We start from the raw sequence: 19,965 nt of genomic DNA, 5'->3' as shown, positions 1-19,965 counted from the left end.
TATCTTCGCGGACAATCACGAAAAAGAAGCCTTTATCCGGCTGAGCCAAGATCGTTTTCTAGAGTTTGACTTTGGGGCCCTGACGCTGGGTGAATGGAAAGAGCGAATTTTTGTGCCCGACAAAACCCTATTGCCGGCCGATAAAAGCGCGCTTTTGCTCTATGAGTCGCTGGGGCCGAACCTCCGGCGTGAACTCGGGCTATCGTCTTGGTTTGACTTTTCCGAACAGGCCCGAGACTTTTTCCGCTTCTTCGCGGATCTCGCCCGCTATGAAATCGCGGAACCCCTCGATTGCCGGCAGTGGCAGGCCAATACGATCGGACATTTTTACGAGATGAAGGAAGCCTTCGACCGCGCGCTCTCCGAAAAATCAAGCGTTCCCGCCCAATGGCTGGAGCGGGAGGCCTTCTTTGACGAGACGTTTGCCGGAGTGTGGGACAGGCTTATTTTTGTCGACATCGACCGCCTGCCGCCGCTCTATGTCCGGCTTATCCGCGAAAAAATCAAAGGGCCGGAGATCGCGTTTGCGATTCAGACGGCGCCTTCCGACTACGACGAGGAAAAGCTCGCGATCAAGGAAATCCATTTTCCCGAAGCACTGCGACAAAAGGCGGAAAACCTCTGCCTTATGGACTGCGAAAATCCCGATAAGCAATTGTTTACGCTGATCGATGCGCTGTCCGGTGAAAATCCCCGGGAAACACGCGTATTTTCGCCCGATCCGGAAAACTGCCGCTATGACCGGATCTTCCCTGATTTCTTCGCTGGACCCGTGTCAAAACCCATGGAGAAAACAAATTTGTTCCGATTTTTGCAAATTTTATATGATATCGCGGACGCCGTGGAAAATCCCGAAGCCGCCCCCGATCGCTTCCGGTACCGGCTGAAGGCTTTTGTTGCAGCCTTTGACGCCGCCGTCTTCCGGGATTGGTTCGGATTCAGCGCCGCCGACAAAGACGCCTTTTACAGGGAACTGATCGGCGCAAGCTATCAGTATCTTTCGACGGATATCCTTGAGGACCTTGAGGCCGCCCGGCCTGAGGGTTCGGAAGGGAGAAAGCCGCTTGCGGCCTTTCGCGGGAAGCTCGCCGATGTTCTGGAAATGGTAAAAAATCTCGCGATCTGCGGAAATATGTCGGATTTTCTGTTATTTTTTAAAGATATTCTCTATGGAAACAAGTCGGCCGTCGAGGCCGGAGAAGCGGCGGAAACGCCGGCGGGATATTTCTTCTGGGAAGGCGACAACCTCGGGATGTTTGAAAAAATTCAGGGATTTCTCAGAGAGCTCTTTTTGCTCGGGCCCGCGCTCGGGAGGGTGATCGGGGAGAGCGAAAACAAAGGGAAATTTCTGCTGCGCTATGTGCTGGAAAATGTAAAAAATATGGAGTTTTACGGGCCCAAGGCCGAAGCGGAACTTGTCCCCGTCCTGGATGCCGAAAACGCCAGATTCGCATTTGCCGCCGATCCGGATGTCTCCGGAGGTAAGATCCGGAAGGGGATCTTTCTTGACGTGACGAACCGCTTTTATCCCGCGATTCCCAAAGAGAGCGGGATCTTCACCGAAAGCCAGCTGCGGACTTACGGCATGCCCACCGGGGAAGACCTGCGCAATTCCGCCCGCAAGAAATTCCTGCAAAATATCTCGGCTTTCGATGAGGTCACACTGTTGACCTGGGAAGATCCCGGAGAAAAGGTGGAATTCTCCCCCTTTATGGAAGAACTGCGGCTGCTCCTGAACCGCGAGTCAATGGACAAAACGCCGGTCACCGATGAAATCCGGTTGGAATTTTTGCGGGAAATCTGGGCAAAGGGGGATCCGGGCGAAAGCGGGCGAATCCGAAAATCGGACCTTACCTTAAAATTCAATCCCCTGTATTTGCCTGAAGGTAAGCCACTCAATCTGGCCCCCTATGACTATGCGAACAAATTTGCCCCCTGCCGGTTGCTGTATTATTTCGATAAATTGATGAATCTGGGCGAAGAATCCTGGACCGTCGAAATCGAATTGCTCTCGGCCAAATATATGGGCGTCTTTTTCCACAAAGGGATGGAAAACATCCTCAATATGACGAAAGCCAATATGGAAAAGGGCAATTTTGATCTTTCGGAAGCCGAAGTGAAGTCGGTATTTCTGGAAATTCTTGAGGAAGACTGCGGAAAAAGAATTCCGGACGCTTTTGCGGAATACTACCGCGACATTGTCATTCCCAAATTCCAAAAGACCATTCCCGAATTTTATCAAAACAGCCTGAAACAACTGCTTGGGGGCAAGAAAATCAAAAAGATCTCCGTGGAATATTCTGTTCCCCCGGGCAATATCATTGCCCAAAAAGAGCAATATTCGGCCCAATACAGCGGAAAAGTGGATCTTGTTATCGAATGCGCCGATGGTTCCGCCATGATCATTGATCACAAGACAGGGAAAAAAACGCGCGGGCAATTGGAATTCTATTCAATCGCGCTGTATCGGGACGTAAACAAAGCCCAAAAATATGTGTTTAACAGCTGGGACGGGGATGTGGAAGAAATTGCCACCGTCGGAAAGAACGGAAAGCCCTTGGCGACGGCGGTATTGAAAGAGACCATTGAAGAAAGCATGGAAGAATTCCTGCTGGCCCCGGTGATTGAACCGGCGGAAGCGAACAAAAACGGCGTTTATCAAACCTGTGTCGGCTGCGCCTACGGAAAAATCTGCGGGAGGGAATAGGCATGGAGAAAACAAACAAGCTGATTTTAAAAGCAAGCGCGGGAACCGGAAAAACCTACCGCATGTCCCTCGAATACCTATACGCCATGTATCGCGGCGTCTCCTGGAAAGAAATTCTGGTCATGACCTTCACAAAAAAAGCCACGGCGGAGATCAAAAGTCGCATTCTCGAATTTCTTGAGGCGATCCTGTCCCGATCGGAAAAAGGGAAGGGGATTATCAGAGATATCGAGAAAAATCATGAGGATTTTGTCGTGGACGAAAACTTTCAACCCCGCATGACTGCCATTCGGGATGAAATGATCAAAAATAAAGACAATCTGAGGATCTATACGATTGATTCTTTCTCAAACTGGCTGTTTCAGGACGCCATCGCCAAATACAAAAACATCTCCGCCTTCGAAACCATTGACGACGATGAGAATGAGCTCTTGCTCCAAAGCGTGCTGGAAAAGCTTCTCAAACAGAATTACAAGGAAGTGGGCCGTTTTCTAAGCCTCGGTCCCGAAAAAACCTCGGGAAATTACATCTCCGCGTTGAAACGACTGATTAACGAACGCTGGAAATGGATCATGATGGAAAGGGAACTGGCGGAACGCGGTTTGAAAACCCCCGAGCGGGAAAAAATACCCACAGATCTCTACGGAAAACTAAGTCTCCTGATGGAATCCATAAACGGCCTTTTGGCAAAAAGAAATCTCAGTTTTGAAGACAAATACAAGGCCAATGATCAGGATAAAAAGAAATGTATGGATCTTTATCAGGCAAACGCTCCGCGTGAAGATATCGAACGTTTTATTGTCGATCGCTGCGATGCGCTCACAGACGGGAATTTTTGGAACGGCCAGACTCTAAAGAAGAGAGCTGACAGCCCTCTTTGCGAAATCACGGAAGCGAGCGAGCGTTTCAAAAAAGAAGTCAGCAAGGCGGTTTTCAATGAAAAGATTATTCCTCTGGAACAAAGCATTTTTACCTTTATTCAAAGGGTTTACACCTACTACGACGAGATCAAATTCAAAGAAAGAAAGTTCACGTTCAATGACATCAGTACGTATACGTTCAAATTTCTCTACGATAAAGACCTACATTTCATCGAAAATGAACGCCTGACCGACGACTTCTTTGATATCATCGGGGGAAAAATCACCGCGATTTTTATCGATGAATTCCAAGACACCAGCATTTTGCAATGGCAGGTGCTCTCGAAGCTCGTTGACGCCTGTCCCGATGTCCTGTGCGTCGGAGATGAAAAACAAAGCATCTATGGCTGGCGGGGCGGAGAAAAAAAGCTCTTTGAAAACCTTCCCGACATGGTCGGCGCCATGGTTCAGAATCTCGATACCTGCTTCCGCAGCGAAAAAAATATCACCGAATACTGCAACCGTTTCTTTTCGGAGATCGCCAAACGGGAAGATCTGGGCGAGTTATTCGAGATTCCGGACAGAAAACTCGCCTGGCGGTTTATAGATTCCCTTTGCAAGAGTCCTGATCCAAAAAAGGAAAATCGGGGATATATATCCGTGATCATCGGGGAAAACAAACCGGAGCCGGACTCACCCGCAGCTGAAATGAACGCCCCGAAAGACAGTGGAGAAAGCAGTGAGGAAGCCGGGACTGAAGAGCCTTTCAAAGCCCCTAAAGGCGACGGTTTCGTAAAACTCGTCCGACATATTGAAGAAAACTTTATCAAAAAAGGAAAGTCCCGCAGGGGGATCGGCGTTTTGGCCCGCTACAGCAACGATCTGAAGGCCATTGCCCAATTGCTTAAACTGAAAAAAATCCCCTATGTGATTGAAGCCTCGTCCAATATACGCCGCAATCCCAGCGTCGGCGCTGTTTATGATCTGTTGAAATTTTGCTACCGCAACAGTTTTGTCTCACTCTTGAACTTTCTTTCCCATGAGCCCTTCGGATGTACAAATGAGGATTTACAAGCGCTTATCGATGCGAAACCATTGATCATGCGGAGTTTCTTTGAAGAAAAAGGGATAACGTCGCCCGTCTTTCCGGACTTGCTCCCGCTGATCCGGGAGATCCGTGACGAATTCTTCCGGAAAAAAGCGCAAGCCCGGGCAATCATTGAAAAGATCATAACATCCTTCTCTCTTGTAACGGAGACGACGCCCGCCGTTGATATCGAAAACTTGTCCCGCTTTTGCGAACTTGCGGAAAGCTATCCCGATATTCGGGATTTTCTCGATGAACTGGATCGAAAACCTGATGATCCGGTATTCGCGGATATTCTGTTCAAAGAGAGCGACGTCGTGACGTTGGCTACCGTCCACAAGGCCAAAGGGCTGGCTTACGATACGGTCTACTATTATTATCACAACAGAAAAAGCCCCCCGGAATCGGGGCAAGCGCTGCGATTCTACGCAAAATTGGACGCGTCTTTCACCAAGGTCCGAAAGACGATCCTGACCATGAAAAAATTCCTGCCCTGGCTCGAGAGACTTGAAGAATACCGGGATTTGATTCTCGATGAAAAAGAAGCCGAAGCGACGGAAAAAATCAATATTCTCTATGTCGCCCTGACCCGCGCCGTCGACAACCTCATTATCGTCGCCGAGGACGATCAGAAACCCAATCCCAAAAAGGGCGTCGGCGACTTGACAGGAATCACGGGATTGATTCGCCAGACCTTGGAAAAGTTATCCGACTTTGAAAGCGATTCGGAATTATACGCCCCCCTGTCTGAAGTCAAAGCGGAAGAAAAGCGATCAGTCGCGCTCAATCTGCAGAATCAGCGATTCAGCAAATCCGAAAAGGTTTCCCGGGAACCCGCCCCCGGCCTCGACCGCCTCAAGTCTCACGACCTCGCCTTCGACGACACAAAGCGCCTCCGGGGTCTCATGATTCACGAGTTCTTCGAACATCTGCGCCGGCCGGAAGCGGCGGAAATCGCAAGCGCCGCGCGCTTTGTCCGGGCGAAATACGCCGACAGTCTGGGGCCTGTTACGATAGACGAAACCCTCTCGGAGCAAAATATCCGCGCGCTCACGGAAAAAGCAAAGACCTGCGGTCTCTTCGGAGACTGGGACAGGGATTTTTCCGAATACGCGCTCTATGACAAAGACGGGCGGAAAAACATTCTCGACCGCCTGCTGGTCCGCTTTCCGAAGGACGGAAAGCCGGGCGAAATCCTGATTCTCGACTTTAAAACCGGCAGATCCTACCGGGAAGAGGACGATGACGACGAAAAACAAAAGATCCGTTATGTGAAGCTGATCCGCGGGCAGCTGGAAAACAGTCCGGCGGGAAATGTTTATTCGGACAGGATCCGATTTGAATACGTGGAATTATAGGAGGAGGATGTCATGCAACGCGAACTACCAATAACAATCAAAACCCCCGAGGTCTCGCCTCCGGGGGTTTTTGCTTGCCCTACTTTTTGAGGATTTCCAGCACTTCCGCGGCCCGGGGAATGTCGGCTCCGTGGGCGGCGTAGCGCGCGTAGACGATGTTGTCGTCCTTGTCGATGATAAAGGCGGCGGGGAGCTGCAATTCCTCGCCCTCATAGGCGCCGTGGACCATGCCCAGCGCCTGGGCCTCGGCCGATTTCTTTTCCACTTGGCCCTGGCCCCTGAGTTCGTCCTTGTCTTTGGCCACCGCGAGCTCAAAGCGCTTGTAGAGCGCTTGGGTCGGGTCGAGCACAAATTCCGTCTTGAATTTGCCCTCTTTCTCCTCCGCTTCCAGCATAATCTCCCGGGTGGACTGGAGGACAATCTTCACGTCGGCGCCCAGTTTGACAAATTCGTCGTAGAGCAGATTGAATTCCCGGATGTCCAACTGGCAGATCCGGCAGCCGAAGTACCTGAGAAACATGAGGACGCCGGTTTTTCCCTTCTTGCTTTCGAGGTAATCCACCTTGTCCCGGTAAATGGAATCAAACGTAAAATCCGGCATTTTCATTCCTGTTGCAAGTTTCATGCTGCATCAACTCCTGTGATTTTATTGACCTCTTCCTGTGTATGTCTGGTATTATTCGGCGTCTATGGCGCCGCTTCGGAGGAAATTCACGCCTGGCGTATCCTGCTGTAGGCCGCTTTCATCCGCGTGAGCGCCCGCTCGATATAGTATGTGGGGCAGGCGATATTCCAGCGTTCAAAGGATTCCCCTTGCTCGCCGAAGGTATAACCTTCCTCAAAAAAGAGATGGGCCTTTGTCTTATTGATCCGCTCCAATTCCCGGTAATCGAGCCCGAGGCCCTTCATGTTGAGCCAGAGAAAATACGAGCCCTCAAAGTCCATGACCTTGATCTGGGGCAATTCCAGACCCAAAAAGTCCGTGATCAGCTCCTTGTTGGCGGCGATGATCGAAAGGGCTTTTTCAAGCCAGCCGTCGCATTTTTCCCAGGCGCTCCTGGACGCCACATAGCTTAAGATGTTGCAGCGGGGAGAATGTTCAAGCATGGCGAGATACGTCGCCCGGAACTGCTTCCGGAGACGGCCGCCGGGGATAATGACGTTTGCGATCTGGAGTCCCGTCAGGTTGTAGGTCGCCGCCGGGGAAAAACAGATGACGAGATTTTGCAGGAAGGACTCGGACACGGCGCCGAAGGTCACGTGCCGCTGACCCTTCATGATGATCCCTGACCAGGCCTCGTCGGATACGACGACAATCCCGTTTTCGAGGCAGATCCTGCCGACGCGCTCAAGCTCCTTCTTCTTCCAGACCCGGGCCACCGGATTGTGGGGGTTGCAAAGAACGAAGAGCCTGACGCTCCCTCCCCGGGCCTTTCGCTCGAAATCGTCAAAGTCGATCTCGTAGCTCGTGCCCTTCCGCAAAAGCGGACTTTCCACGACCGGCCGCCCGCTGAGCGTCAAGAGCTTGGCCATTTCTCCGCAAACAGGCGTCAAAACAAGGATCGCCTCGCCTTTTTCCGTAAAGGCCCGTATGGCCGTATTGACGGCTTCCAAGACCGTCCGGGTCGTCAGCGCCCATTCGGGCTTGACCGTGAAATTATGGCGTTTCTTTATTCTCTCGCAAAGTGCCTCAACATAGCCTTCCGTCGCGTCCGTGCGTCCGAGGACCATGGTATCGATGGCGTTTTTGAGGTCTTCCGCGATGGGCGGCGCCGTCACAAACTCCATCTCCGCCCCCGAAAAGGGGATAACGTCCCCGGGCAGCCTCCCGTTGACCTTTGTCATGGAGTCCCACTTGGCCGAGCCGACGCCCTCCCTTCTGATTACCGTTTCAAAATCGTACTGCATGGTTGCACCTCCAAAGCGATATACTTTTTGGCCCTTATGGGGGCTCTACGCAAATTATATCCGCTTTGGCGGCAAAGGTAAAATAGATAAAAGTTATAGCTCTTAATGAGGCTTTATCATAGATGATTTTTGTATGTGTAAATCATGGGAAAACCGTGAGGAAAAAATAATCGATGAATTCTATAGAATATCTTTAAAACAGGCTCAAAATGAAGTCTATGATCGTTTCGCTGCTGTCTTTGATCTTGAAGACCGCGTAGGCGAAAAAGGCGGTTACGCCCAGAAAGAGCAGGATCAAAAGATTTCTGAAGAGTTTCGACTCCGACTTGGGCGGGGCCGGTTTCGCAGGCGTCCGGACGGGTTTGGCCATCTTGGGTTGCCGGTCTTCGGCAGGCTGGGAGAAATCCTGGAATTTTTCTTTCTTTTTGACGGGCTCGGGCTTCGTATCCACGGGATTTTCCGGGAAAATATCCTTCCGGATCTCGGGTTTCGGCGCGGGCTTGGGGGCGGGGGCCGGCTCCGCTTCGGGAACGGGCGCGGGTTCCGCCTCGGGAACGGGCGGATGTTCAGTGGCGGGCGAATATTCATTCGCCCCTACGGCAGCAACATCGAGGGAGGCTTTTGTGACGACCGGCTGAACCGCTTCCGACTGCTCCGGTTCTTTGATTTTGAGCTCTTTCCCCATATCGGCGGCCGCCTGCTGGACTGAAGCCTTGAGCGGCGAGCGGCGGGCGGTCTTTTTCTCGAGGAAATAGATCTCGTCGGTGACCTCGGCGGAAGCCTTGTCCCCCAGCAGGTCCCGCAGGCGCTTGAAGTACTCGAGGGCTTCGGGATAGCGGTTCATATTCTCGTAAGTATAGCCGATCTGGGACAAGAGCCAGGGATCCGAAGGATTGAGCTCTTCGGAACGCTTGAAGGCCTCGAGGGCCTCGGGGAATTTGTCGAGCTGCACCCGGGTCCAGCCCAGTTCATTCCAGGCCGCGATATTGTCCCGGTCGATGGCCAGGGCCTGATCGAGATAAGTCAAAGCCTCGATCGCGTGATCGAGTTTGTTCAGGGTCCAGGCTTCTTCGGTCAGGATGTCCGCGTTGATTTCGCCCCCTTGCAGCGCCCGCTGGTAATAGACGTTGGCGACCTCAAAGCGGCCGAGGGCGTTGGCCAGTTTCCCCATTTGCCAAAACGTGGCCCCCTGGGGCTGGGCCTGGGTCGCCACGGCCTTTTCGTAAGCGGCCATGGCTTCGGCGTATTTGCCCTGTTTGCCTAAAATATAGCCCATATTCTCATAGAGCCAGCTGTCGTTTCGCCCCAGTTCGCCGGCTTTTTTGAGCCAGGTCAGGGCCTCGTCGTATTGCTTCAGCTGCAAATGGCAGTAGGCCATATCGCCCGCCAGTTTTTCAGACATGGGGCCCCTTGCCGCCAGTTGCTCCAAAATTCCCAAAGCCGCTTCGGGATGCTTGCTTTTGTTGACGAGAGGAACGGTCGCGGCCAGGGTCTCTTCGTCGTCCTTGCCGTATTTTTTCGCCAGTTGCAGGTATTCGAGGGCCTTGTCATTTTGCTTGAGTTGCTTCGCGCAAAGGCCCATGCGGTAATAGAGAACGCCCTTGTCGGCCTCGTCGGTCCGGGCTAGCAAGGACCAGGCGTCTATGGCCCCGGCGTAATCTCCGACGGCTTCGAGATTTTTCGCGTCTTCTTCGACAAACCAGGGTTCGGGTTCGTCGTTGTCTTCCCGGGCCCGCTTGAAATACGGCGCGGCTTCGGCCGCGCGGCCCAGCCGGGCCAGATTGAGGGCCGTCTCGCTCTGCAGGTGATAGTTGCCGGGATCCTCATTTGCCGCGGGAACGAGATAGGAAAGGGCCTCGTCATAGCGCTCGAGGCTCCGGAGATTGAGACCAAGCTCAAAGGCGAGCCAAGAGGGCACGCCGTCTCCCTGGGCTTCGGCCCTTTTCAAAAATTTGAGGGCCTCCTCGGGCTGGTTTAACTTGGACAGCGTCCAGCCGATCCGGCCGTTGAGCCAGTGGTCGTCGCGGCCCAGGGCCTTCGCTTTCCGGTAGTACTCGAGGGCTTCGTCATATTTGCCGGTCTCTCCGAGGCAGTAACCGATCTGGGAGACGATCCAGCGGTCGTCGCGCTTGAGCTCGTCGCTCTTGCGGAATTTGCTCAGGGCTTCGTTGAGGCGGTTCAATTGCAGCAGGTTCCAGGCCATTTCGGCGTGGATCCAATAGTCGTCGCGGCCGAGGTTGGAGGCCTTTTGCAGGGCGTCCAGGGCCCCTTCAAAATCGTCCAGACGGCGCAGGTTCCGGGCCATTTCCGAATAGAGAAAGGCCGAAGGCTCTTCCGAGAGTTTTTCCGCCTTGCGGAGATATTCGATGGCCTCTTCGGGCTTGTCAAGACAGCCGAGATTCCAGCCGATTTCGCTGTTGACGTTGACGTCGTCATGGCCCAGATCTTTGATCTTGTTGTAATAGGCGATGGCCCGCTCGTGTTCGCCCAATTTTCCGTAATTCCAAGCGATTTCGTTGAGCGTCGGGATATCGTCGGGGGAGAGCTCCAGGGCCGCCCGCAGATGCCCGATGGCCTCGTTGTTCCGGCCCATGTTGCCGAGGGCCCAGCCGGTCTCAAAATGCAAAAGGGCGTCGTTTCTCCCCATTTCGTTGGCTTTTTGCAAGTGGGTCAAAGCTTCCGGATAATCCTCAAGCTTGTTGAGATTCAGCCCCAGCATAAAGTTGACCCAGGCGTCGTCGCGGCCTGCGGCGACGGTTTTCTTCAGGTAGGCCGCCGCTTCGGCGGGCCGGTTCAGCGCGCTCAGATCCGAGGCCGTCTCCGAAAACACCCATTTGTTGAATTTCGGGTCGTTACGTTCCTCGACCTTGGCGAGATAGGGAAGCGCCTCTTCGCGGTTGCCGCGATTGCCCAGCAGCCAGGCCAGGTTGCAGTACAGCCATGAGCTGTCGTCTCCGGATTCTTCCATGGATTTCAGCAGGAAAAGGGCGCCGTTGTAATCCTTTTTCGCGATCAGTTCGTCAAAATTGTTTTTCAGATTTTCCATAGCAACTCCTTCCGGAAACGGTGTCCGGCTCTACAGTGATTACATGCTTCCCGTTCATATTGTACCACAATTTGGAGCGCATTTCTACAAGGATTTCTCCATTTCGAAATTTTTTTTGTAAATTTTCGGGATTTTTGATATAATTGGGTGTATTCAATGGAGGGGACATCTGTGGACAAAGAGCGGACAACATTGAAAATCGCGTATCCCGGCGTCTCGGGGGCCTTCAGCCATCAGGCGGCCAAGGCGCTCTTTCCCGGGGAGGAACTGATTCCTTTTACGACATTCGCCGAAGCGGCCCGGGCCGTATCCGAAGGCGTCTGCCATAAGGGCGTGCTGCCTTCGGAGAATTCCTACACCGGCGAAGTGGCCGAAGTCAGCGAGATTTTGAAAAAAAGCAGCCTCTATGTGAACCGGACCCTGGACTTAACGGTGCGGCACAATCTGCTGGGGATCCCGGGAGCGACCCTTTCCGGCATCCGGCAGGTCTATTCCCATCCCCAGGCCATCTCCCAGTGCGCCGACTGGTTCCGGGGAAAATCCATCGAGCTCGTGGCTTCGCCCAATACGGCAATCGCGGCCAAGTCCGTGGCCGAGGCCGGAGATCCCGCCAAGGGGGCCATCGCGTCGCTGGAGACCGCGGAGCTCTACGGGCTCTCGCTGATCGCGGAAAATATCCATACGAGCAAATCCAACACGACGCGCTTTATCGTCATCAGCCGGGACTACACCGAAGAAGGGGATCATTTCCAGCTCCTCTTTACGGTCCGGAACATCCCGGGGCAGCTGGCGGGAGTATTGACGGCCGTCGCCCGCAGGGGCTTCAACATGGTCAATATCAAATCCCACGCCATAGAAAACGAGCCCTGGAGCTATTATTTTCACGTGGAACTCATGGGGAACCTCGCCGATCCAGCCGCCAAAGATATGATCGCCGAAATCCGGGACTGGTGTCTCGAGGTCAAACTCCTCGGCGGCTATTACCGGACCTGAGGCGTGAAAAATCCGGCGTCAAAAATACCCCGCTATGTCCGGATTCCGGTAAAATTCTTACGAATATTGCACAGCGGAGGGGTCATATTCAAAAAAGTGTTGATTTTTTTGCTTGAATGGAGTACAATAGAACAGTAAACTTGTAACGGTTACAAATTGCAATTTACTTGATAAGGGGGAGTGTACATGAAGAAACAGGATTTGGGTAAGGAAATCGTCCGGATTTATGATAATTTGCGCCAAAGGCAGCGCCTTGACGAAGAGCTCAAGATGACGCTCTCCAATTTCTTTACGATTGTCGACGACGCCGCCGACAACAAGGAACTGGAGCTTTCGACGGACGAATGGAAACAGCTGGGCTTCCTGGCGGGCCAATCCGTCAAGGACACGGAAAGCCTCTGGCGCTTTACGAACTTTATCGCTGAAAAATTCTAACTTTGAGTATTCTTATCTGATTTTTACCCGGAAAATAAAACCCGTGGCAGGCCCGTGGACCTGTCCGGGTTTTTTTGTTGGGCGGGGGAAAGTGGGCTTGCCCTCAGCCGCGCCGCCGTTTTTCCGTGAGATATCGGTCTATGGCCGCGGCGGCCTTTTTCCCCGCCTCCATGGCAAGAATCACCGTAGCCGCTCCCGTGACGGCGTCTCCGCCGGCGAAAACGCCCTCCCGGGACGTCTGGCCCGTGGCCCCGTCGGCCTCGATACAATTCCAGCGGTCTGTCCTGAGGCCCTCGGTGGTGGCGGCAATCAGGGGATTGGGGGACGTGCCCAGGGACATGATCACGGTATCCATGGGAAGCGTAAACTCGCTGCCGGGGATCTCCGTAAACTTTGCCCGGCCGCTCTCGTCGGGTTCGCCCAGGGACATACGGATGAGCTTTACTTCCGTGAGCCAGTTGTCGGCGTCTCCCGTAAGCGCCACGGGCGACACGAGGAATTGAAAATTGACGCCTTCTTCTTTGGCGTGCTGGATCTCCTCGAGCCTCGCGGGAAGCTCCTTTTCGCTCCGGCGGTACAGGACCTCGACCTCCGCCCCGAGACGTTTGGCGGTCCGGGCGGCGTCCATGGCGACGTTCCCGCCGCCTACGACGGCGACCCGTTTCCCCAGGACCACCGGCGTATCATAGGCCGCTTCGTTGGCCTTCATGAGATTGACCCGGGTCAGGAATTCGTTGGCCGATATGACGCCGTTCAGAGTCTCTCCCGGGATGCCCATGAATTTCGGGAGGCCCGCCCCCGTGCCGATAAAGACCGCTGAAAAGCCCTTTTCTTGGAATAAATCATCCAAGGGCAGCGTCTTTCCGATGACCGTATTGGTCACAAAGCGCACGCCCAATTTTTCAAGGTTTTTGATTTCGACCTGCACGACGCGGTTTTTCGGCAGACGAAACTCCGGAATGCCGTAGGAGAGAACGCCTCCGGTCTTATGGAGGCCCTCGAAGATCGTGACGTCATAGCCGAGCTTCGCCAGATCCCCGGCGCAGGTGAGTCCCGCGGGCCCCGAGCCGATGACGGCGACCGATTGCCCTTTGGCGGGCTCCCGCACGTAGTCGGCCCCGTGTTCCAGCAGGTAATCGCCCGCGAAGCGCTCCAGTTTCCCGATGGAGACGGGTTCTCCCTTGATGCCCACGACGCAGCGTTCCTCGCACTGGGTCTCCTGGGGGCACACCCGGGAGCAGATGGCGGGGATATTGGAGTACCGGAGCAAAACGGCCCCTGCGGCCGCGGGATTTCCGGCCTTGATCTCCCGGATAAAGCCCGGAATGTCGATGGCTACGGGGCAGCCCTGGACGCAGAGAGGATTTTTGCACTGCAAGCAGCGGGCGGCTTCGGCCCTGGCTTCTTCGAGATTGTAGCCGTAGGAGACTTCGTCAAAATTCTTGTTGCGGACATCGGGCGCCTGTTCCCGGACAGGGACCCGCTTCCCCTTGGGGAATACGGGATTTTCCACGGGCTCCGCGGGGCAGGCGGGACTGTGGCTGAGCCCGCAATCGGCCGCTTTCAGCATGTTCCGGCCTTCCGCGGTCTTGAACATGTTCTGCCGCTTCATGGCTTCGTCAAAATCAACGGCGTAGCCGTCAAATTCAGGCCCGTCGACGCAGGCGAATTTGACGCGGCCGCCGATGGTCAGTCTGCAAGCGCCGCACATGCCGGTCCCGTCAACCATCAGGGGATTGAGGGAGACCGTGATCGGAAGACCCAGTTCCCTGGCGGTCAGCGTCGCGAATTTCATCATGATCATGGGACCGATGGCGACGACTTCGTCATAGCGTCTCTTGTCCTCGGCGACGAGTTTTTTCAGCATGTCGGTCACAAGGCCGTGCATCCCCGCCGAGCCGTCGTCGGTACAGAGAAAGACCGTGTCGGCCACGGCCTTCATTTCATCCCACAGAATCAGAGTATTTTTGTTTTTCGTGCCGATGATCACGTCGGCCGCGAGACCCCTGGCCTTGAACCATTTGACCTGGGGATAGACCGGGGCTGTCCCCACGCCCCCCGCGATAAAGAGAAAGCGCTCTTGCCGCAGCTCTTCCAGGGGCTTGGTTAAAAAGTCCGATGGCCTGCCCAAGGGGCCCACGACGTCGGCAAAGGCGTCGCCTTCATTCAAAGCGGCCATTTTCTGTGTGCTGGGGCCCACAACCTGAAAGACGATGGCCACGGTCCCCGCTTTCCGGTCGTAGTCGCAGATCGTCAGCGGCACCCGCTCGCCCTCCTCTCCGGCCTTCACGATCAAAAACTGGCCCGGCTGGGCGGCCTTCGCGAGGTCCGGCGCTTCCACATCCATATAGATGATGTTTTCCGTAAGGATTTTCTTCTTCCGAATAATGTGCATTTCTTCCTCCTGATTATTTATTCAATGGTATTATACCGCCCTCACCTGATACACCCAGCGGTTCCTGTCTTTTGTCGCGGCCAGAATCCCCGATTTTGTCATTCGTTGAAGCAGCTTGTAAGCCCCGCTGGGGCTAATTCCGAGGAATTCCGCGGCATTTTCTTTAGAAAAGCGCTCATTTTTGAACCCGTCCACGATTTTTTTCTCATTGCTCCCTTCCGGGAGTTCTCCGGAATTTTCCCTCTTTTCACCGGAAAAGTTCCTGTTGGGGAGCCGGATCAGAAAACCGCCGTCAACGACGGGAATTTCGGGTTGGATTTCACAGGCCTCATAGGCCTCATATATGCGCGGTATTCCAGTTCCGTAAGCCTCGATGACATTCAGCCGGTAAAAGATGCGCGCCAGTTTTTCGTTCCTGGTCACAGAGACCCCAAGGCGCATCAGTTCATGGGTCACACCGGGCATGATCCCGCCGAGGGACATAAATTCCAGCCGGTCATCAAACATGCTGACCAAAATACTGCCCTCAATCGAATAATCCCGGTGGATCAAGGCGTTCACAAAAGCCTCGCGAATAGCGATTTCCGGATAATCCGGGTGATCGATCCGGTAGATGCCCTCAAAGGTCCCGCGAATCCGGTTAAATACGTTAAGATAGGCGTTTACGTCTTCATTTTGCTTGAACAGAGAACCCGTAAACTCTTTCCGGTCTTTGAACTTGGCTTTGTTCGCCCCTTCAAATATGGCGACTTTGGTGGTATAGGGACATTGGTCGGACAGAATCAAAGCCAGATTGGTGTAACGTCCGTCGGGATTGATCAACCCGAGGGATCTTTTTTGCGCGGGGCCGAATTTGACCTCTTTCTCCGCGAAAATTCTTTCCGCCTCGGTAAATATGAGGTTTTGCTCTATGGATAATTCGGAAATAAACTGGCCCGCCCCGTTATCCTTGATCATTTGACGGATATGTTCATAAGTCGCCCTGACCGTATTGCTCCCGATCCGGACGTAGACGCCCTGAGGCGTCAATCCGGCGGCTGTATAGCAATAGGGCGCAGACGCGCCCCGTTTGATCTTCACGACAATGATCGTTTTTCCGTCCCGATATTCAGGCTCGACCGAGAACCAACCCGAAGGATCGGGCGTGACCGAATCTCTGAAGCCGGAGGCGATCCGGCGGGCCTCCAGGTCAACGTCGCCGTCAACGCCGTATACGGAACCGTCGTCATCCAGGCCGATATACAGCGTTCCGCCGTCTGTGTTCAGAAAGGCAAGCATGGTATTTTTCGCTTTGTCGTTGTACTCGCGTTTGAATTCGGACGTCGTGTTCTCGAGCATGTCAAACCTCCCTTTTCAGAATATTTTCTTATAGTATACCACGTTTCGCCTGAGTCGTCAAGGAAAGTCGGGAGAGTTTTGTCAGAAAAGTCAGAATTGTCAGAGAATAGGGAGAATTTCTTCAGATATGTCAGAAAAAATCAGAAACTTCCGAAATATGACGAGAGTTTCAAAACTTTCTCTTGATTTTCCGGGCAAAAACGTCTATAATAAAATCAGAAACAAGTCGTAAAGCGATATCGGAGGCCAAATGGAAACATCTACTACAATCCTTCGGACTGAGGATATCACAAAAGACCTCTATCTGGAGAATGTCCGGACATACTACGCGGGTCTCCTCGCCCGGCTCGAGGAAGATCTGGGGGAATTTTTACATGCGCCGTGGTTTTTTATCGAAGGGATGAACGTCTACTACGATAAGACCGTCACAGCGCTTTTTCCGGTATTTCGCGATTTTCCGAAAAAAGATTTCCGGAAAAACCGGAAGGCCCTGCTGGCCTCAGAACTCGCCTTTTACGCCGAAGGAAACGGTCTCAGCTGGGATTTCCCCACGGCGGGGGAAGTGAAGGCGGCCTTTTCCAGATCCACAAGCCATCCCTTCAAGTTTGGCGACTATTATCTGAAATTCCGCGAATACAATTCGGCGGATCTTTCGTACCAAGCGGAAGATCTTGTCCTTTTTTACTATACATTTTCCAGCGCCTATGGCGGCGATGAGGGCGCCCTGATCGGGATCCACCGGCTACGCGGAGAGAACGCGACTGTTGTCTCTGATCGTGAGATGCTGGCTATCTGGCTCGAAGAAGGGTTGACGCCCCGGGATCTTCCGGCAAGCTGCCGGAACCTCTACAGGGAGCTTCTCTCGGATTTCCGTACTTACGCGCTGCGGCTTGCCCCGGACGGCGCCGTCGTCGATTGCGACGAGAAAAAACTCCGGGACGCGGTAATCGCCGGGAAATTTATGATAAGCGCCGATGTTCTCGGCAGACGTCTGCTAAACGCGGACGCGGAACGGCTCGGGCTTATTTCCTATTCCCCGGAACGGGTCTATGACAAGCGCTACGGCCACTGGGACATCTTCCCCTGCGCGCTCACAAAGGAGTATCACGAGATCAGGACGGACCGCCCACTCTACGCGGGCGACCCCGTCAACGACATCCGGAGCGGCGGGGCTGTGGGGATTGATTTCGGGCCGAGGTCGACGCTCGTTTCCTGTCAGTCCGAAAACGACTACACACTGCCTGTGGTCCTCGGGCGGAACGCCTTTTCCAAGCGTTATCTCTATGAAAACGCTTCGGCCTTGACGGCGCGCGACCTGACAAAATTTCTCGCCGATTACAACAGCATTGCCGGACGCCCGCGCACGTCCCTGACCGACCTCTCGCCCCTTTCCATGGAGGCGCTGGCGGCCGCGGACGGCGCGGATACCGGCTTGATTACGGACCTCACGGGGAAAAGCGTCGAGGGCGTCGACTATGTGGAGCTCTACGCCTATTATCTCGGCAGCTACCTCAACAACATGCACAGCGGGATTTACCTCGACTACACGCTCTCGTGGACCCCGAGGCTCGCCCGCAATATCCGGGAGCGGATCCTCGCGTCCTTTACCCGGGGCATCAAAAAATCCCTGCCTCTCGGCGTCCTTTCCGATGACGACGTCATGCAAAGGCTCAACGTGTCCTACGGCGCGTCAAGGGCCGCGGCCTTCGCCGCCGCCTCCGTCAGCCAGCGGGATCTCGCCCCCCGGGATGACAAGACGCTCCTCTACGGATCCTTTGTGACCGACGCCCACGGCGCCGACTTCGGTTTCGGTTTTGTGCGCCCTTCGGGCCGCAGAGACTGCGACTACGTCCTTGAGGACTACGGGGCCTACGGAGACAAGCGTTTCGGGACCGAGAGCGTCCTCACGGAAATGGCGGCGGCGGTCCTTCAAGGAAACCCCGACGTCCTGGGGGCCTATGACATCGATCTTTTGCCCGGGGATTTCTTCGGCTACGCCCGCTGGGGCCAGCCCGACGCCCTCTACAACATCGAGGCCGTCAAAAACGCCCTGCGCCCGTATCTGGAGAGGCCCGCCAACGCCGGGGCCGATTATCCCTACGATATGGCGAACGTCACGCTTTGTACCAAACGGGGCCAATGGATCCGCAACATCCCGCTGACCCTCGATTTTGAAGAACTGGCGGAGATTTTCGAAAACGCCGTGACCCATGTGGTCGACGCCTTTTTCCATACGATGGAGACCCTGTTCGCAAGACTCGCCTCATATACGAACTGCCGGGACATCCGGATTTTCGTCGGCGGCGTGGGATCAAACCATCCCGTGATTACGGAGGTCTTCAGGCGGAAAACGGCCGAGACGAACCGGCTGGGGGTCTTTCAGTATACGCTGTACCCGGCCGAGCTCAACCGCGACTATTCCCGGGCCAACTGCAAGACCGGCGTATCCTTCGGGCTGCTCCTCGCCAAGAAGGGCGGCCGGATCAAGTACGCGGCGCAAACGCCCGTGGAGGAATTCAAAAACGCCGACGATTTCCGCTATTACGTGGGCTACAACAACAAAAACAAGTTTCAGTGCATCCTTTCGCCCGGCAGCCCGGCCCTGCGCTGGGAGGAAGTCTACGAAGCCGGGGAGTCCACAGCCGAGATCTACTACACCGACGTGACCGGCGCCCAGGCCAATCTGCTGGACATCCTGCAGACAAAGCGGGTCAGCGTCCGGATCCCCGATCCCGGCAATGACCGCTATCTCTATATCCGGCCCGATACCGGCAACAAGCTCCTCTATACGACGGCGACCCGGGAAGAAATCCGCGACGGCGTGCCCGAAGAGCGCGTCAATGTGGTGGGGCTGGACTGAACTGAGGACAAGCAAAAACAAGGCCGTCGCGCGCGCGACGGCCTTTTGATTTACCCTATGGTATTATTCCTGAAATACTCCTCGGCCGTCTCCTGAAACTCCCGCATCTGCGATCCCGTAAAACTGGTATTCTGCAGCGCGGTCCAGTCGAAGTCGGCGAGCTCGTCCATAAACTCGAGCCCCTGCTCGGCCAGATACTGGCTGAATTTTTTCTTTTTCTTGAAAACCGTCGTGATGGGCTCCCCCTTCACGAGGGTCGTCCGCACCTGCCAGCTCATGCGCCCCTTTTCAAAGTTTTGCACTTTCTTGGCGGCCTCGGGCTGCTTGCGGGCGCCGGCCATGGCTTCGGACCCCAGGATCCCCCCGATGTCTTGCACGAAGAAAATCCCCGTTTCATGCAGTTTATCGATGATTTCCTGATATTCCTTGATCGGGAAGAAAATCTCCAGCGGGATCTTGTAGGTACAGCGCCTGCGGTCTGGATCCCCGGCCGAAAGGCCGTTAATGGAAAGAAGCTCCGTCAGGCGGCGGTTCTCATTTTCGAGGCCCCTGATCCGATTGCCCAGACGCTCCGTCTCGGCCTTGTAATCGGCGATAATCCGCTGGTTGTCTTTGAGATTTTTCTCGACGATCTCCATCTGCCGCCCCGAAAGGGATTTGGCCTTGAGCTCCTCGGCCTCGGCCCTGAGCGCCTCCAGGAGTCCGTCTTTTTCTTTGAGCTCATTGCCCAGAATCTCGATCTGCTTGCCCAATGTCGCCTGCCGGTCAAGTTCCCGGGTCATCTCGGCCTTGAGCCCGTTGTTTTCGTCCTTCAACGTCGTAATCGTCGTATTCTTGGAAGCGACAGCCTTATTCAGCCCGGCAATTTCTCCGGTCAGTTCTTCGATCTTTCGTTCAAGCTCCTCTTTATTGCCAAACAAGAATCCCATAGTCCCCTCCTCTTTTCCAATTATACCCGATTTTGGCCGGAAGGGCAAC

General features: G+C 54.4%; 11 protein-coding genes. 5 read left to right on the top strand and 6 right to left on the bottom strand.

All coding sequences use genetic code 11. The features are described 5' to 3' along the window. Both LBQ97_02420 and LBQ97_02415 read left to right on the top strand, forming a co-directional pair. The coding region (locus tag LBQ97_02420; protein MDR1831572.1) for a PD-(D/E)XK nuclease family protein at positions 1–2,707 on the top strand (2,707 nt) is incomplete at its 5' end. Positions 2,708–2,709: 2 nt separating this feature from the next. Beyond that, entirely contained in the window at positions 2,710–6,012 is a 3,303-nt protein-coding gene (locus tag LBQ97_02415) for a UvrD-helicase domain-containing protein (protein MDR1831571.1), read from the top strand. 79 nt (positions 6,013–6,091) lie between these two features. Here the strand turns inward: LBQ97_02415 and LBQ97_02410 are convergent, their stop codons facing one another. From LBQ97_02410 to LBQ97_02400, 3 genes are all read right to left on the bottom strand, one after another. Then, on the bottom strand, positions 6,092–6,637 hold the full coding sequence (locus LBQ97_02410; protein ID MDR1831570.1) for a redoxin domain-containing protein: 546 nt from the start codon (positions 6,635–6,637) through the stop codon (positions 6,092–6,094). An 86-nt stretch (positions 6,638–6,723) separates the two neighbouring features. Next, positions 6,724–7,920: an aminotransferase class I/II-fold pyridoxal phosphate-dependent enzyme gene (locus LBQ97_02405; GenBank protein ID MDR1831569.1), complete on the bottom strand. Its 1,197-nt coding sequence runs from the start codon at positions 7,918–7,920 to the stop codon at positions 6,724–6,726. Between the two features lie 193 nt (positions 7,921–8,113). After that, entirely contained in the window at positions 8,114–10,966 is a 2,853-nt protein-coding gene (locus LBQ97_02400; GenBank protein ID MDR1831568.1) for a tetratricopeptide repeat protein, read from the bottom strand. A gap of 171 nt (positions 10,967–11,137) precedes the next feature. Here LBQ97_02400 and LBQ97_02395 point away from each other — a divergent pair, with 171 nt between their 5' ends. Then, entirely contained in the window at positions 11,138–11,959 is an 822-nt protein-coding gene (locus tag LBQ97_02395; protein ID MDR1831567.1) for a prephenate dehydratase, read from the top strand. Between the two features lie 186 nt (positions 11,960–12,145). Next, positions 12,146–12,394, top strand: coding sequence for a hypothetical protein (locus LBQ97_02390; protein ID MDR1831566.1), 249 nt, complete (start codon positions 12,146–12,148; stop codon positions 12,392–12,394). Positions 12,395–12,497: 103 nt separating this feature from the next. On the opposite strand, the gene gltA is transcribed toward LBQ97_02390, so the two are convergent. Both gltA and LBQ97_02380 read right to left on the bottom strand, forming a co-directional pair. Then, complete coding sequence (gene gltA, locus LBQ97_02385) at positions 12,498–14,789, bottom strand: NADPH-dependent glutamate synthase (GenBank protein MDR1831565.1); 2,292 nt, start codon at positions 14,787–14,789, stop codon at positions 12,498–12,500. A 30-nt stretch (positions 14,790–14,819) separates the two neighbouring features. Beyond that, positions 14,820–16,127 (bottom strand): putative DNA binding domain-containing protein, encoded by a 1,308-nt coding sequence (locus LBQ97_02380; GenBank protein ID MDR1831564.1) that lies wholly within the window; start codon positions 16,125–16,127, stop codon positions 14,820–14,822. A 250-nt stretch (positions 16,128–16,377) separates the two neighbouring features. On the opposite strand from LBQ97_02380, the gene LBQ97_02375 reads away from it, so the two are divergent. Continuing rightward, complete coding sequence (locus LBQ97_02375) at positions 16,378–18,987, top strand: hypothetical protein (GenBank protein ID MDR1831563.1); 2,610 nt, start codon at positions 16,378–16,380, stop codon at positions 18,985–18,987. Positions 18,988–19,037: 50 nt separating this feature from the next. On the opposite strand, the gene LBQ97_02370 is transcribed toward LBQ97_02375, so the two are convergent. Continuing rightward, a complete protein-coding gene (locus LBQ97_02370) occupies positions 19,038–19,916 on the bottom strand; it encodes a hypothetical protein (GenBank protein ID MDR1831562.1) in 879 nt (292 codons plus the stop codon). Positions 19,917–19,965 lie beyond the last annotated feature (49 nt).

The organism is Fusobacteriaceae bacterium, from assembly GCA_031272775.1.
Classification (GTDB): Bacteria; Fusobacteriota; Fusobacteriia; order Fusobacteriales; family Fusobacteriaceae; genus JAISST01.
This window is presented reverse-complemented; position numbering and strand designations above follow the sequence as displayed.

Coding starts and splice junctions, on each gene's coding strand:
- LBQ97_02415 (MDR1831571.1), top strand. CDS start 2,710: ATGGAGAAAACAAACAAGCTGATTTTAAAAGCAAGCGCGGGAACCGGA.
- LBQ97_02410 (MDR1831570.1), bottom strand. CDS start 6,637: ATGAAACTTGCAACAGGAATGAAAATGCCGGATTTTACGTTTGATTCC.
- LBQ97_02405 (MDR1831569.1), bottom strand. CDS start 7,920: ATGCAGTACGATTTTGAAACGGTAATCAGAAGGGAGGGCGTCGGCTCG.
- LBQ97_02400 (MDR1831568.1), bottom strand. CDS start 10,966: ATGGAAAATCTGAAAAACAATTTTGACGAACTGATCGCGAAAAAGGAT.
- LBQ97_02390 (MDR1831566.1), top strand. CDS start 12,146: ATGAAGAAACAGGATTTGGGTAAGGAAATCGTCCGGATTTATGATAAT.
- gltA (MDR1831565.1), bottom strand. CDS start 14,789: ATGCACATTATTCGGAAGAAGAAAATCCTTACGGAAAACATCATCTAT.
- LBQ97_02380 (MDR1831564.1), bottom strand. CDS start 16,127: ATGCTCGAGAACACGACGTCCGAATTCAAACGCGAGTACAACGACAAA.
- LBQ97_02375 (MDR1831563.1), top strand. CDS start 16,378: ATGGAAACATCTACTACAATCCTTCGGACTGAGGATATCACAAAAGAC.
- LBQ97_02370 (MDR1831562.1), bottom strand. CDS start 19,916: ATGGGATTCTTGTTTGGCAATAAAGAGGAGCTTGAACGAAAGATCGAA.